We start from the raw sequence: 14,837 nt of genomic DNA on the forward strand, positions 1-14,837 counted from the left end.
CACCGACCTCAGTGTGGTCGAGCGTTGAAGATTCGATGAAGATCGACGGGCGGGGCGGGGCCTCGGCGGGCCGATCTGCTTGACTCGATCGGGAGGTTCTCCGCACATGTCGGATGTCACCGATGTCCACTGGGATCGAGGGGACGACCAATCCCCCGGTGCATCCTGTGATCCCGGTCCGGAGCGGGCACTGAGTGATGGAGGTGAGGTATGGGTTGGAACTGGGGCCACATGGGCGGGTGGGGCATGGTCTGGGGCTGGCTTTTCCTGGCGCTGTTTGTCGTGGGCCTGGTCGTGCTGATGGTGGTCCTGGTCCGGCTGCTGAGCGGTCGCGATCGGCGGTCCGACGAGGTGCACAGATCAGGGCGGAGTCGGGCCCGGGAGGTGCTCGACGAGCGATACGCCCGTGGGGAGATCGATGACACCGAGTACGACGAGCGCCGCCGGCGCCTGGACGAGCCGGGGAGGCCTGAGGCGTGAGGCCCATCACTCGGCGGGAGGCGCTCCGGCTCGGCATGCTCGGCGGCTTCGGCGTCCTGGTCGGTGGGGTGGGGTTGTCGTGGAGCGGCTTGCCCTGGCTAGCCCCGCGCTCCAGCTCGATCGGGGGCGGCGGAGGGTCCCTGGTGGAGCCGGAGGTGCTGCGCAGCTGGGGCGGGGTGCTGCGGGTCGAACTGGTCGCCGCCCGCCAGGAGTCGACCGTCGCTGGGCGGCGGGCCCGAGTGCTGACCTACAACGGCACGGTGCCGGGCCAGACCTGGCTGGTCCGGCCCGGGGATCGCATCGAGGTGCGGCTGCGTAACGAGCTGGACATCCCGACCAACCTGCACACCCACGGACTGGAGGTCTCCCCGCAGGACAACGGGGACAACCCGTTCCTGTCCATCGAACCCGGCCAGGTCTTCGACTACCGCTTCGATCTGCCCGCGGACCACCCGCCCGGGGTGTTCTGGTATCACCCGCACCGGCACGGCACGGTCGCCGATCAGCTGTTCGGCGGCTTGTACGGTGCCCTGATCGTCGAGGGCGATCAGGTGCCGGTCAGCCGGGACCGGGTGTTGGTCGTCTCGGACCTCTCGCTGACTGCGGACGGGCAGGTCGCCTCGGTCTCGGGCCCGGAGGTGATGATGGGCCGCGAAGGGGAGCTGGTGCTGGTCAACGGCCAACACCGGCCGCAGCTGTCGGCGCGTCCCGGGCAGCGGGAACGCTGGCGCGTGATCAACGCGTGCACCTCCCGCTACCTACGCCTGAACCTGCCCGGACAGCGTCTGGAGCTGCTCGGTATCGACAGCGGCCGCGAACCGGCCCCGCGGGAGGTGACCGACGTGCTCTTGGCGCCGGGCAACCGCGCGGACCTGCTGGTGAGCATGCGCGCCGGCACCAGCGAGCTGCGCAACCGGGGTCACGACCGCGGCGGGATGGGAATGATGGGGGGCCGCGGCCTGTCCGGGCCCGGCGCCCTGGCCATACTCACCGTCACCGGGGACGAGGTTGCCGCCCCAGGCCCGGTGCCGGACCCTCCGCCGGTCCCGGATCTGCGCGAGAAGCCCGTCGCCCGGCAGCGGGAGATCGCGTTCACGATGACCATGGGGTCGATGATGGGCCCCGGCCGGGACATGATGGATCTCGGGTTCGACGGTCGCGCCTTCGACGCCGACCGGATCGACCAGCAGGTGAGCGCCGGGACAGTCGAAGAGTGGGTGATCGCCAACCCCACCACCATGGACCACCCCTTCCACCTGCACGTGTGGCCGATGCAGCTCATCGAGAGCGGCGGGCAACCGGTCAACGAGCCGGCCCGGCGCGATGTCGTCAACGTCCCGGCCCAAGGCCAGGTGCGGGTCCTGGTCGACTTCGTCCGCCACCCGGGGCGCAGCGTCTACCACTGCCACATCCTCGACCATGAGGACGCCGGCATGATGGCCAGCGTCGAGGCCCGCTGACCACAGGACACCCCGGTCCCGACGAGCAGGAGAATGCATGAGTGACGAGCAGGAGAATGCATGAGTAATGACCACGCCGCAGGCGGGCACGTCCCCGCCCACGGAGATCGCCGCGCGTTGCGGATCTCCGGGGCATTGACCGGGGTGTACTTCGTCATCGAGCTGATCGTGGGGCTGTGGTCGGGGTCGGTGGCCGTGCTCTCCGATGCGTTCCACACCTTCTCGGCCGTCGGTGGCGTGCTGATCGCGCTGGTCGCCCAACGCCTCAGCCAGCGTCCGGCCACCGGCAGAGAGACGTTCGGATGGGGACGCGCGGAGATTCTCGGGGCGCTGTTCAACGGGGTCTTCCTGGTCGTCATGGCCGGATACGTGTTCTGGATGGGGGCGATGCGCCTGGCCGACCCGATCGAGCTGCCCACCACGGTGATGCTCTGGGTGGCCGCGGGCGGCATCGTCACCGAACTGATCGCCTTCTGGTTGCTCTACCAACGCCAGAAGACCAACCTGAACCTCAAGGGCGCGTTCTGGCATATCCTGCAGACCTTCGTCGGCAGCCTCATCATTATCGTCTCCGCGGTGGTGATCCAGTTGACCGGGTTCCTGGCGATCGATCCCCTGTTGGGGATGGCCTTCGGGCTGGTGCTGCTGTGGGCATCTTGGACCATCCTGCGCTCGGCGATGCGCGTCCTGCTCCAAGGCACCCCCGAGCACCTCGACGTACACGAGGCGACCGCACAACTGCGGGATCTGGATGGGGTGGCCGACGTCCACCACGTCCACGCCTGGACCATCACCTCCGGGCGCACCGTCTTCTCCGCCCACCTACGCGTGCCCGACCTGCCTGCGACCGGCGACCGGGTCCTGCACCAGGCCACCGCCCTGCTCCAGGACCGCTTCGACGTCTACTTCTCCACCCTCCAGCTCGAACAAACCTGCCCGAGCCAAGAGAACGCCACAGACATCGACATCACCAGATAGCTCACCACCCTGCGCATGGCCTCGCCGACGGGTGGCGCGCTCTTTGGGAGAATAGGGGCATGATTTCGATGGGTGGCCTGCCGCGCGTGCTCGTCGTGGACGACGAGGAGCCGTTGGCGAGATTGGTGGCGAGTTACTTCGAGCGCGACGGGTTCGAGGTCGAGACGACGGGCAGCGGTCGCGAGGCGATCAACCTGACTCGGCAGCTTGACCCGGGCGTGATCGTCCTCGACCTCGGTCTGCCCGGGATCGACGGGGTCGAGGTCTGCCGCACGGTGCGCACCTTCTCGGACTGCTACATCGTCATGCTCACAGCGCGGGTGGAAGAGGTCGACAAGCTCATCGGCCTGTCGGTGGGCGCCGACGACTATGTCACCAAGCCGTTCAGCCCGCGTGAACTCCTCGCCCGGGTGCGGGCCATGCTGCGCCGCCCGCGTTCGAGCCTTGACCCGGACGCGCAGACCAGACGGTTCGGTGCCCTGACGGTGGACGCCGCCGGCCGCGAGGTCCACCTGCACGCAGAGCCGGTGGAACTGACGCGCACGGAGTTCGACGTGCTGGCCGCGCTGGCGGCCCGACCGCGGATGGTTTTCACCCGGCGCCAACTCATCGAGGCGGTCTGGGGTGAGGGCTGGGTGGGTGATGAACACCTGGTCGACGTGCACATCGGGCATCTGCGGCGCAAGCTCGGCGACGATCCCACCACCCCGATCTTCATCAAGACCGTCCGCGGGGTGGGGTACCGGATGGGCAGCGGCGAATGACACGGCTGTCGGGACTGGCTGCGCGCCTGCTCGCAGCCACGGCGGTTGTCGTGTTCGTGGGCTGGGCGACCGCCTGGGTGGTCGTGGCCGCCGTCGGCCCCGCCATCTTCCATGACCACATGATCCGGGGCCAGGCAAGTGAGCCCGGCGTGGTCCAACACGCCGGGGAGGCCTTCCAGTCCGCCTCGGCACTCTCCTTGGCCGGGGCGTTGCTCGCCGCCCTAGTCGCCTCTGTCGTGGTGAGCCTGTTCCTGGCTCGGCGGGTCAACGGCTCTCTGGTGGCGGCCACCGACGCCGCCCACCGCGTGGCAGCCGGCGATCATTCCGCTCGCGTGCCCCGGGTAGGGCTGGGCCGGGAGTTCGACGACCTGGCCGAGGCGTTCAACACCATGGCGACGGACCTGGCGGAGGTCGAGACAACCCGCACCCGGATGCTGGGGGACCTCGCTCACGAGATGCGCACCCCGCTGGCCACCCTCGACGGTTACCTCGAAGCCATCCTGGACGGGGTGCGCGGCGCCGACGAAGAGACGATCACGCTGCTGCGGGACCAGGTCGCCCGCTTGTCCCGGCTCGGGGAAGACATCGCGCTGGTGACCACGGCAGAGGAGGGCGGGCTGACGATGCACCGCCGGGAGGTCACCGTCACCGCCCTGCTCGCCGCGGCGCACGCCGAGGCGCAGGCGCGCTACCTGGAGCGTGGCGTCCGCCTGGAACGGGCGGTCTCGGCCGCAGCGGCACAAGCCCGGGTGGACGCCGACCCCGACCGGCTCGCGCAGGTGCTGACCAACCTGTTGGACAACGCCTTGCGGCACACCCCGGCTGGCGGACGAGTGGAGCTGAGCGCGGAACGACAGGGGCCGGCGGTCCTGCTCCGGGTGGCCGACGACGGAGAGGGCATCACGGCTGAACACCTCCCCCGCCTGTTCGACCGGTTCTACCGGGCCGACACGGCCCGGGACCGCGCCCACGGCGGGTCCGGGATCGGGCTCGCGGTCGTCGACGCCATCGTCCGCGCCCACGGCGGAACAGTCAACGCCACCAGCGCGGGACCAGGCCAGGGCGCCACGTTCACCGTGACGCTACCGGCGGACGGCTTCGCTACCGCCGCCGGGTGAGCGGTCTGCCGAGGGATGCTCGGCCGGCGGTGGGGCATCGGCGCCCCGGTGCGGGTGACCATGGGCGCCGTGGCCCATGAACATCATGCCGATCATCATCAGCGGGCAGGCGAGCAGGGCAGCCAGTGGAAGCGCTTCACCGAGCGAGCGGCCTGCGGCGAGCAGGGCCAACACGACCAGCGCAGCGATCCCTAGTATGCCGTGAGCAGGTGCGAACGGTGGTTGGTGTGCATGGGATGCTTCTCCTTGATCGTCGGCGCGGACGGGGAAGATCGTCGCCACGGCCCAGATGCCGAGGGTGACATAGAGCAGGACGACCGCCGTGAGCGTCAACCAGATGGTGGGTGCCATGTCCGCTGCTCCTCGTTCAATCCCACCTTCGGGCACGTCGCTTGTGCTTCGGGTAGAGGAATGACGAAGAAACCCTGAAGCCTCCAGCCAGCCTCCGCCTCGGTGGAGGCCTGCCCGATGTCCGCTGGGCGAATCAGGACGGAATCGAGTCCACGCGCGACCGACAGCGCCTCGTTGCCCCTCCTGCCCCCGCCGAAGACTGCTGCATGAGGCGCGGCTCGCCACTGGTCCTGGATTTCCCCGGAGGTCCAGGATCTTTTCGGGCCCACGCGAGCGATGCTCCACGACCCCGGCCGAGATGGCGCACGACCTGGCTTGGTGAGGCGACCCGAGGTGTCGCGGTGATCTTCCGGGTTCGGTCGCGAATGCTTACTGGTGGTCAGCTGGCCGGTGCACCCACGGTGGGCGGGTCACGCGGCGGGCCCTTCGATCGCGCGCGCCACGAAGGTCTCGACCGGATTCGATGAAGAGGTGATGAAGATCGGCCGCCCGGCTGGTGGCAGTTCCCGTGTTCTTGCTTCACTCGGAGGGAACCCTACGTCACCGTCTTTAGGAGCAGTTCCCCGTGAAGATCACCTCCCGCTTAGCCGCTGGTGCCAGCGCGCTTGCCCTCGCCCTGACCTTGGCCGCCTGCGGCAGTCCGCAGGACCAGGGTGAACCGACCGGGCCCGGCACCGTGACCCAGGACCCGGGTGGGACGCAGACCAGCGGGCCGGCCGGTGAGGGGGAGATCGATCAGGCCCACAATGGCGCCGACACGATGTTCGCGCAGATGATGATCGTCCACCACGAGGGCGCCATCGAGATGGCCGACCTGGCCGTGGAACGGGCCGCCTCGGAGGAGGTCCGGACCTTGGCCGAGGGCATTTCCGCCGCCCAGGGGCCAGAGATCGAGCAGATGACCTCCTGGCTGGAAGCCTGGGGTGAGAGCACCACGCCGATGGACGACATGGAAGGTCACGGCGGCATGGACATGGATGGGATGAGCCAGGAGGAAGCCATGGCCGAACTCGAAGGACTATCCGGGACCGAGTTCGACCGGCGGTTTCTGGAGTTGATGATCGCCCACCACGAGGGCGCCGTAACCATGGCCGAGGACGAACTCACCGACGGGCAGAACCCCCAGGCGCGCGAACTCGCACAGAAGATCATCGACGACCAGCAGGCCGAGATCGCCGAGATGGAGCAGCTGCACCAGACCCTGTGACCACCCCTCGACTGGCGGCGGTCCCCCCTCCCCCACAAACCCAAGGCGGGCCACCGCCCACCGCGCGAGGCGGCGGCATCGTCAAGTTCGGTGACCTTCAACGCGCAGGGGCACTTCCTGTGGCTGGCCATCGACAGCGAGCGAATTGCGGGAACCGATTCGCCGAACGAAGAGGAGAAACACGAGGAACTGACGTATGGACATGGATCAGGCCGAAAGACTCAGGACCGGCACCGGATTCGTGGCAGCCCTGGACCAGAGCGGGGGCAGCACGCCGAAGGCGCTGGGACTGTACGGAATTGGCGAGGACGCCTACACCGGCCACCAGCAGATGTTCGACCTGGTGCACCAGATGCGCACCCGGATCATCACAAGCCCGGCTTTCGACGGCGACCGCGTGATCGGGGCCATCCTTTTCGAGGACACCATGGACCGGGACATCGAGGGAGTCCGGACAGCTGAGTACCTGTGGACGGTCAAGGGCATCGTCCCGTTCCTCAAGATCGATCGGGGCCTGACCGCCGAGACCGACGGCGCCCAACTCATGAAGCCGATCCCCGACCTGGACGCCCTGCTGACCCGCGCCGCGGCGAGCAGATGCTTCGGCACCAAGATGCGCTCGTTCATCCGTCTCCCCGGTGCCAGCCTGACCCAGGTCGTCGCCCAGCAGTTCACCCTCGCCCGGCAGATCCTGCGTGCCGGCCTGGTTCCCATCGTCGAGCCCGAGGTGGACATCCACAGCCCCCGCAAGACCGAGGCGGAAAGGCAGCTCCGCACGAGTATCCGCGCCGAACTGGACCGGCTGGGCCAGGACCAGGCAGTCATCCTGAAGCTGACCCTGCCTGAGGTCGACGACTTCTACCAGGAGTTCGTCGCCCATCCGCAGGTGGTTCGCGTGCTGGCGCTGTCCGGCGGCTACACCCGGGCCCAGGCCACTGCCCGACTGGCTCGAAATCACGGGGTGATCGCCAGCTTTTCCCGCGCGCTGACCGAGGGCCTGGCCATCGACCAGACTGACGAAGAATTCGACGCCGTTCTGGACGGGGCGATCGAATCGATCGCCGACGCATCGCGCACCTGACCGCAGCCGCGGCGGGACGAGCGCCGGGGGTGGAGCCGGCGCGGGAGAAGGTCCAGCATCATCGCCGCGCCTCGCGCGTCCGCCCGGGCACGACGGCGTCTTCATCGAATCTTGACTGTTTCACCGCCAAAACCCCACCCCACCCGGCGTTACATGAATGGCGATACCACCTACCGGTATCGGGTCGCGGAAGGAGACGGCGGATGAGCACGACGACGTATGAGGTCGAGGGCCTGACGTGCGGGGCCTGCATCGGCGAGGTGCTCCGGAAGGTCCTCGACCTCGCGGGTGTCGACGAGGCCACGATGAACCGCACCGCGGACGCGTACTCCCTCACCGTGGTCGGCGCCCCTGCCCCGGACATCGAGGGTGTGCGCGGGGCGCTGCGAGCCGGGGGCTTCACCGTGACAGTGCGTGAGTCGGAGGTGTGAGCGGTGAATCTCAACGACTGGCTGGTGGTGGGTGTGGCGCTGGCGGTGACGGTGCTACTGGGCTGGTACTTCTTCGGGCCGAAGAAGTCCCGCCGGGCCGAGGTGGCCGATGGTGTCCAGGAAGTGACCGTCACCGTCAAGGGCGGCTACAGCCCGGACCTGATCGAGGTGCAGCCGGGAGTGCCGGTGCGGCTGGTGTTCGACCGCCAGGAGAGCGGCGAGTGCTCCTCGCGGGTGGTCTTCCCCGACTTCAAGATCAATCAGACGCTGCCCGCGAACGCCCAGACGGCGGTGCAGTTCCTACCCGAGGTGCCCGGGGAGTACACCTTCGCCTGCGGGATGAACATGCTGCACGGGCGCGTGCGGGTAGTGGACCGGCCCGGACCTACCACGATGGCCCCGACCGAGACGGCCGTCGCGGTGGCCGACCGACCCCGGCCGGTCACCGACGTGCCGGCCGGGCCAGTGCCCGGCGTCCGAGTCGATGACGGGGTGCAGGTGGCGCAGGTCACGATCCGCGGCGGCTACCACCCCGACACCGTGCGGCTCTCCGCCGGTTTGCCCACCCGGCTGGAGCTGACCCGCCAAGAGCAGGCGGCGTGCTCGGAACGGTTCGTGGTCCCCGCCCTCGGGGTGGACGTGGAGGTGCCCGCCTTCGCAACGACCACTGTCGAGCTGCCGGCCCTGCCGGAGGGCCGCCACGAGGTCACCTGCGGGATGGACATGCTGCACGGGGCCATCGACGTCGGTAACCACGACGACCGGGACCGCGATGATGGCCGGCACAGCGGCACCGGTGACCGCGCTGCGCGCACTGCGCCGGGCGAGGACGCCGAGGCGCGGGAACGGGCCGCGGAGATCAAGGATCTGCGTCGGCGGGTCATCGTCGGCACCGTTTTGACGCTGCCGGTGCTGCTGGCGGTGATGGTCCACGAGTTCTTCGCGGCGACCTGGGTGCCCGAGGCGTTGCTGAACTCGTGGGTGCAGCTGGCGCTGATCACCCCGGTGTTTGTCTATACCGGCTGGCCGATCCACAAGACCGGATGGCTGGCGTTGTCACACCGCACCGCGGACATGAACTCCCTGATCACTCTCGGCACGATCGCGGCCTACGGGTACAGCCTGGTGGTGACCTTCGCCCCCGGCGCGGTACCCGTCGAGGCCCGCGAGGTGTACTACGAGGCGGTCGGAGTGATCCTGACCTTGATCCTGCTGGGCCGCTGGCTGGAGACCAAGGCCAAGGCCGGCACCGGAGAGGCGATCCGGGCCCTCATCGGGCTGCAGCCGCGCACCGCGCGGGTGGTCCGCCGCGGGGAAGAGTTCGAGATCGGGCTCGAGCAGGTCGTCGTCGGCGACGTGGTCGTGGTCCGTCCCGGCGAGAAGCTGCCCGTCGACGGCGAGGTGGCGGAGGGCAGCTCGGCGGTGGATGAGTCGATGGTGACCGGGGAACCGATCCCGGTGACCAAGACGGTCGGGGACACGGTGATCGGGGCCACGATCAACCAGACCGGCGCGTTCCGGTACACCGCCACCAAGGTCGGGGCGGACACGATGCTCGCCCAGATCATCAGACTGGTCCAGGAGGCGCAGGGCTCCAAGGCCCCGATCCAGCGCCTGGTGGACAAGGTGTCCAGCTACTTCGTCCCGGCGGTCATCGCCATCGCGATCTGGACCTTCGTGGTCTGGGCGCTGGTCGGGCCAGCCCCGGCACTGGTGTTCGCCCTGGTCGCGGCCGTGTCGGTGCTCATCATCGCCTGCCCGTGCGCACTCGGGCTGGCCACCCCGTTGTCGATCACCGTCGGCACCGGCAAGGGCGCCACGCACGGCATCCTCATCCGCTCCGCCGAGGCGCTGGAGACCGCGCATAAGCTGGACACGGTGGTGTTGGACAAGACGGGCACGATCACCCAGGGCGCCCCCGCGCTGACCGACGTCCTGCCCGCCGAGGGCTTCAGCGAGGCGGAACTGCTCCGCCTGGTGGCGGCGGTAGAGCGCTCCTCCGAGCACCCGCTGGCCTCGGCGATCGTCGCCGGCGCGACCGAACGCGCCTTGGACCAGCCGGCGGCCACCGCCTTCGACTCGGTCACCGGGCAGGGCGTGCGCGCCCTGGTCGAGGGTCGTGAGGTCGCCGTCGGAAACCGGCGCCTGCTGGAGGGCGCCGGCGTGCGGGTCGAGGCGGCCGCGGCCGACCGTCTCGCGGCGGACGGCAAAACCCCGATGTTCGCGGCGATCGACGGCCGTTTCGCCGGGGTCATCGGCGTGGCCGACACCGTCAAAGACGGCTCCGCGGCTGCCGTGGCCGCGCTGCAGGCCCGCGGCATCGACGTGGTGATGATGACCGGCGACAACCGGGCCACCGCCGCCGCGATCGCCCGCCAGGTCGGCATCAGCCGGGTGGTCGCCGAGGTCATGCCGGAACACAAGGCCGCCGAGGTCCAGCGCCTGCAGGCCGAGGGCCGGGTGGTGGGGATGGTCGGAGACGGCATCAACGACGCTCCCGCCCTGGCCCAGGCCGACGTCGGCTCCGCGATCGGCACCGGCACCGACGTGGCGATCGAATCCTCCGACATCACCCTGATCTCCGGGTCGCTGTCCGGTCTGGTCACCGCGGTGGACTTGTCCCGGGCCACGATGCGCAACATCCGCCAGAACCTGGTCTTTGCCTTTATCTACAACGGCCTGGGCATCCCGATCGCCGCCGGGGTGCTCTACCCGACGCTGGGCTGGATGCTCAGCCCGATGATCGCCGCGGCCGCGATGGCCCTGTCCTCCCTGTCGGTGGTGACCAACGCCAACCGGCTGCGCGCCTTCACCCCCAAGCCGATCCCCGAGGTGACGCAGGTCCCCGCCACCGACCCGGTGGTGGAGGTCGGGCACGGGCCCGACGAAGAGAACACCCCCGAAGAGAAGGAGAACATCATGTCCCAGAAGTCCACGACGGTCACCGATCCCGTCTGCGGGATGAGTTTCGAACCGTCAGCGGCGGCGTCGAGCACCGAACACGAGGGACAGACCTACTACTTCTGCTCCAGCCACTGCGCGCAGACGTTCACTGCCGACCCAGCCGCGTACACCGGAGCGGGGACGCCCTGACCCAGCTTCGCGCGGGGGCACTCGCACGCATGCGGGTGCCCCCGGAGAAAGGAAGACAGGCCAATGACAACCATCCAAGCCGTGCGGGACCCGAAAGACGACGTGCTCGTGCGGCTAGCGCGGATCGAGGGTCAGGTCCGTGGCATCGCGCGCATGGTCGAGCAGGACAAGTACTGCATCGACGTCCTCACCCAGGTCTCGGCCGTCAACCGGGCCCTGCAGGGGGTGGCGCTGGCCCTGCTGGAGGAACACATGAGTCACTGCGTGGTCGACGCCGCCCGCACCGGCGGCCCGGGACAGGACACCAAGCTCAAGGAAGCCTCCGCCGCCATCGCCCGCCTGGTGCGCAGCTAGCCGAGTTGCTCCGGCGAGGCGACAGGAGTGACCGACCCCGACCCACTGCCTCGCACCGGACCCGCACGCGAACGACGTATGTGCATCCCCCGCCGCCGGTTCGCCCCGCCATCCACAGATCAAGAACAGAGAACACGACCAAGCAGTCGACCGGGAGGTCACAATGAACGTTCAGGTTGCCGTCAACGGTTACGGCGTGATTGGCAAACGTGTCGCCGACGCGGTGCGCTCGATGCCGGACATGGAGTTGGTCGGGGTCGCCGATGTGGCCCCCGATTGGCGCATCCGCACCGCCGCCGAACTCGGCATCACGGTGTATGCCGCCACCGAGACGGCTGGCACAGCGATGCGCGAGGCCGGCGTGCCGGTGGCCGGCACCCTGACCGACCTGCTTGACCAGGTCGACGTCGTTGTCGACACCACGCCAAAGCGAGTTGCTGCCACCAACCTGCCCACCTACCAGGCCGCCGGGGTCAAGGTGGTGCTGCAGGGCGGGGAGTCCCACACCACGACGGGGCACTCCTTCGTCGCCCAGGCCAACTACGCCAGCGCGCTGGGCCGGGACATGACCCGGGTGGTCTCCTGCAACACCACCAGCATCGTGCGCGTCCTCGGCGCCCTGCAGGATGCCGGGCTGCTGGCCCGGGCCCGCGGGGTGCTGATCCGCCGGGCCACCGACCCCAGCGAGTCCCACGAGGGCGGGATCATGAACACAATGGTGCCCGAGGCCGCCATCCCCTCCCACCAGGGACCGGACGCCAAGACCGTCCTGCCCGAGTTGGACGTGGTGACCATCGCCGCCAAGGCCGCCCACACCCAGACCCACAACCACTTCTGGACGCTGCAACTGACCCGTCCAGCAGACCGGGAGGACGTCCTCCAGGCCCTGCGGTCGGCACCGCGGATCGCGTTCATCCGCATGTCCGACGGGCTGACGGCGCTCAACACGACCGTGGAACTCATGCGCGACCTGGGCCGGCCCCGCGGGGACATGTGGGAGGTCGCGCTGTGGGAGGACGTCCTCAGCGTCGACGGCGACGAGGCCTACCTGACCTACCAGGTCAACAACGAGGCTATCGTCGTCCCGGAGACCATCGACGCCATCCGCGCCCTGACCAGCACGGCCCGCGACGCCGCCACCTCCATCGGACTGACCGACGAGGTCCTCGGCATGCGGCAGGAGTTCCTGGCCGCTGCAGGTGTGCCGTCGGGCCGGACAGCGCAGGGCTGATCGAGTGAGGAGATAACCAATGTCAGAGGCAGACCCCAATAAGCGCCATCACCGGGGTGCGGACCGCGGATCGGGTGAGTCCATCCGTCGGAACGCTGGGCACCGTGCCGGCGAGCACCGAGATCCACCGACAGCACCTCCCGCTGCATCACGCGGGCGGAATCAGCTCACCGAGGCCCCGGCTCCGGGGCACGACGAGGTCGTGAGTCACCCCGGGCATGCAGCGCACGATCCGCAGCTTGGCCCGGATGATCATGCTGGGCACGACAAGCATGAAGGCCACACCCCGGAGATGTTCCGCAACCGGTTCTGGGTTGCACTCGTCCTGACACTGCCGGTCGTGTTCTGGGCCGAGCACATTCAAGAGCTGCTTGGCTACCAGGCGCCAGAATTTGCGGGTTCCACCTGGATTCCTCCGGTGCTGAGCACCGTGATCTTCATCTACGGAGGATGGATCTTCGTCCAGGGGGCCTGGCACGAGCTGCGGGCCCGGCTCCCGGGCATGATGACGCTGATCGCCCTGTCCATCAGCGTGGCGTTTGTGTTCTCGTGGGTGGTGCAGCTCGGGCTCCTCGATGCCGAGCCCCTGTGGTGGGAGCTGGCCACCCTGGTGACCATCATGCTCCTCGGGCACTGGGTGGAGATGCGTTCGATCGACCAAGCCCAGGGCGCGCTTCAGGAGTTGGCGAAGCTGCTGCCGGACCTGGCGACGCGCATCACCGACGGCGGCGAGGAGACCGTGGCCGTGGCGGAGTTGCAGGACGGCGACGTGGTGCTCGTGCGACCCGGTGAGAGCATCCCCGCTGACGGGGTCGTGCGACGCGGAACAAGCGAACTCAATGAGGCGATGATCACCGGGGAGTCCCGCCCAGTGAAGAAGAGCGAGGGGCAGGACGTCCTCGCCGGGACGATCAATGGCGAGGGTTCCCTGCGGGTGGAGGTGACCGGGACCGGAACGAACACCATGCTCTCGGGAATCATGCGGCTGGTCTCGGAGGCGCAGGGGTCGAAGTCCCGAGCCCAGCATCTGGCCGACCGTGCCGCTCAGCTGCTCACCGCGGTGGCCCTGGTTGCCGGCGTCTTGACCCTGATCGTGTGGCAACTCCTGGGGGCCCCTATCGACTTCTCCATCGTACGCGTGGTCACGGTGCTCGTGATCGCCTGCCCGCACGCGCTGGGCCTGGCCGTCCCGCTGGTGGTGGCGATCTCGACCACCCTCGGTGCCCGGAACGGGCTGCTGGTGCGCGATCGAAGGGGCCTGGAAGAGGCCCGCCTCTTGAACGTGGTGGTCTTCGACAAGACCGGCACCTTGACCCTGGGTGAGTTTCGCGTCGTGAATCTGGCGGTAGCGGATGGCGTCACGGAGGAGGACGCCCTACGGATCGCTGCCGGTGTCGAGGCGGAATCTCAACACCCCATCGCCCGGGGGATCGTCACCACGGCGCAGGACCGTGGAATCGACGTTCCCTCCCCAGAGGGGTTCCGCTCGATCACCGGCAAGGGCGTTGCGGCGTCGGTGGACGGAGCGGAGTACCACATGGGTGGACCCCGTCTTCTCGAGGCCGAGGAGGCACACGTGCCTGAGGCCCTGCGGGCGGCCGCGGCCCAGGCCTCCGAGCGGGGTCAGGCGGCCATCTACCTCCTTCAAGACGGCAAGGCCCTGGGCGTGTTCGTCGTGGCGGACGCCGTCCGCGAAGAGAGCCGTGAGGCAATCAGCGCGCTCCACGAGCGTGGTATCGAGGTGGCCATGCTCACCGGCGACTCGTGGCCAGTTGCCAACGCGGTGGCTGAGGAGCTGCAGATTGACACCGTGTTCGCCGAGGTGCTGCCCGAGGACAAGGCCTCAAAGATCCGCGAGCTGCAGCAGGAAGGCCGGAAGGTGGCCATGGTGGGCGACGGAGTGAACGACGCTCCGGCGCTGGCCACCGCTGACCTCGGGATCGCCATCGGCGCCGGAACTGACGTCGCCGTGGAAGCCGGTCACATCGTGCTTGTTCGGTCCGATCCCCGCGACATCCCTCGAATCGTCACATTGTCCAGGGCCACGTACCGAAAGATGATGCAGAACCTCTGGCTGGCAGCCGGGTACAACATCGTGGCCATCCCACTGGCAGCAGGGGTACTGGCCGGGTGGGGAATTCTCCTGACGCCAGCGCTGGGTGCGGTACTCATGTCGGCGAGCACCATCGTCGTCTCCCTCAACGCTCAGCTGTTGAGAAGGGTCGAGATGTAGATGGCCACCCCCGTCACCCCCGTCGTTGCCAGCGACCCCCTCGGCCGGGAGTCCGG

The 14,837-nt window shown here is 68.8% G+C and carries 13 protein-coding genes; 12 read left to right on the top strand and 1 reads right to left on the bottom strand.

The features are described 5' to 3' along the window. The first annotated feature begins 210 nt into the window (after positions 1-210). Genes D1J51_RS13705 through D1J51_RS13725 form a run of 5 tightly spaced genes read left to right on the top strand, consistent with a single transcriptional unit; the run spans position 211 to position 4,800 of the window. Positions 211-480 carry an SHOCT domain-containing protein gene (locus D1J51_RS13705; RefSeq protein ID WP_094452552.1) on the top strand — a complete coding sequence of 90 codons (270 nt, stop codon included), beginning with the start codon at positions 211-213 and terminating at the stop codon, positions 478-480. Further along, on the top strand, positions 477-1,940 hold the full coding sequence (locus tag D1J51_RS13710) for a multicopper oxidase family protein (RefSeq protein WP_119076081.1): 1,464 nt from the start codon (positions 477-479) through the stop codon (positions 1,938-1,940). The genes D1J51_RS13705 and D1J51_RS13710 overlap by 4 nt, the downstream gene beginning before the upstream one ends. 60 nt (positions 1,941-2,000) lie before the next feature. Then, positions 2,001-2,918 carry a cation diffusion facilitator family transporter gene (locus tag D1J51_RS13715; RefSeq protein ID WP_119076083.1) on the top strand — a complete coding sequence of 306 codons (918 nt, stop codon included), beginning with the start codon at positions 2,001-2,003 and terminating at the stop codon, positions 2,916-2,918. A 59-nt stretch (positions 2,919-2,977) separates the two neighbouring features. Further along, positions 2,978-3,682: a response regulator transcription factor gene (locus D1J51_RS13720; protein WP_205547909.1), complete on the top strand. Its 705-nt coding sequence runs from the start codon at positions 2,978-2,980 to the stop codon at positions 3,680-3,682. Beyond that, positions 3,679-4,800: a sensor histidine kinase gene (locus D1J51_RS13725; protein ID WP_119076087.1), complete on the top strand. Its 1,122-nt coding sequence runs from the start codon at positions 3,679-3,681 to the stop codon at positions 4,798-4,800. Before D1J51_RS13720 ends, D1J51_RS13725 begins: the two co-directional genes overlap by 4 nt. Here D1J51_RS13725 and D1J51_RS13730 read toward each other — a convergent pair. Continuing rightward, positions 4,765-5,151, bottom strand: coding sequence for a DUF2933 domain-containing protein (locus D1J51_RS13730; RefSeq protein WP_119076089.1), 387 nt, complete (start codon positions 5,149-5,151; stop codon positions 4,765-4,767). The genes D1J51_RS13725 and D1J51_RS13730 overlap by 36 nt on opposite strands. Positions 5,152-5,722: 571 nt before the next feature. On the opposite strand from D1J51_RS13730, the gene D1J51_RS13735 reads away from it, so the two are divergent. The 7 genes from D1J51_RS13735 to D1J51_RS13770 all read left to right on the top strand — a co-directional run bounded on the left by D1J51_RS13735 (position 5,723) and on the right by D1J51_RS13770 (position 14,781). After that, a complete protein-coding gene (locus D1J51_RS13735; protein ID WP_371414093.1) occupies positions 5,723-6,358 on the top strand; it encodes a DUF305 domain-containing protein in 636 nt (211 codons plus the stop codon). A 196-nt stretch (positions 6,359-6,554) separates the two neighbouring features. Continuing rightward, positions 6,555-7,439 carry a fructose bisphosphate aldolase gene (locus D1J51_RS13740; RefSeq protein WP_119076093.1) on the top strand — a complete coding sequence of 295 codons (885 nt, stop codon included), beginning with the start codon at positions 6,555-6,557 and terminating at the stop codon, positions 7,437-7,439. Between the two features lie 203 nt (positions 7,440-7,642). Then, on the top strand, positions 7,643-7,870 hold the full coding sequence (locus tag D1J51_RS13745; RefSeq protein WP_119076095.1) for a heavy-metal-associated domain-containing protein: 228 nt from the start codon (positions 7,643-7,645) through the stop codon (positions 7,868-7,870). Between the two features lie 3 nt (positions 7,871-7,873). After that, positions 7,874-10,963: a heavy metal translocating P-type ATPase gene (locus tag D1J51_RS13755; RefSeq protein WP_240423280.1), complete on the top strand. Its 3,090-nt coding sequence runs from the start codon at positions 7,874-7,876 to the stop codon at positions 10,961-10,963. A 63-nt stretch (positions 10,964-11,026) separates the two neighbouring features. Continuing rightward, entirely contained in the window at positions 11,027-11,317 is a 291-nt protein-coding gene (locus D1J51_RS13760) for a metal-sensitive transcriptional regulator (protein ID WP_119076097.1), read from the top strand. A gap of 163 nt (positions 11,318-11,480) precedes the next feature. Further along, positions 11,481-12,548 (top strand): type II glyceraldehyde-3-phosphate dehydrogenase, encoded by a 1,068-nt coding sequence (locus D1J51_RS13765; RefSeq protein WP_119076099.1) that lies wholly within the window; start codon positions 11,481-11,483, stop codon positions 12,546-12,548. A gap of 202 nt (positions 12,549-12,750) precedes the next feature. After that, positions 12,751-14,781: a copper-translocating P-type ATPase gene (locus D1J51_RS13770; protein ID WP_205547910.1), complete on the top strand. Its 2,031-nt coding sequence runs from the start codon at positions 12,751-12,753 to the stop codon at positions 14,779-14,781. Positions 14,782-14,837 lie beyond the last annotated feature (56 nt).

Source organism: Leucobacter sp. wl10 (assembly GCF_003569785.1).
Taxonomy (GTDB): Bacteria; Actinomycetota; Actinomycetes; order Actinomycetales; family Microbacteriaceae; genus Leucobacter.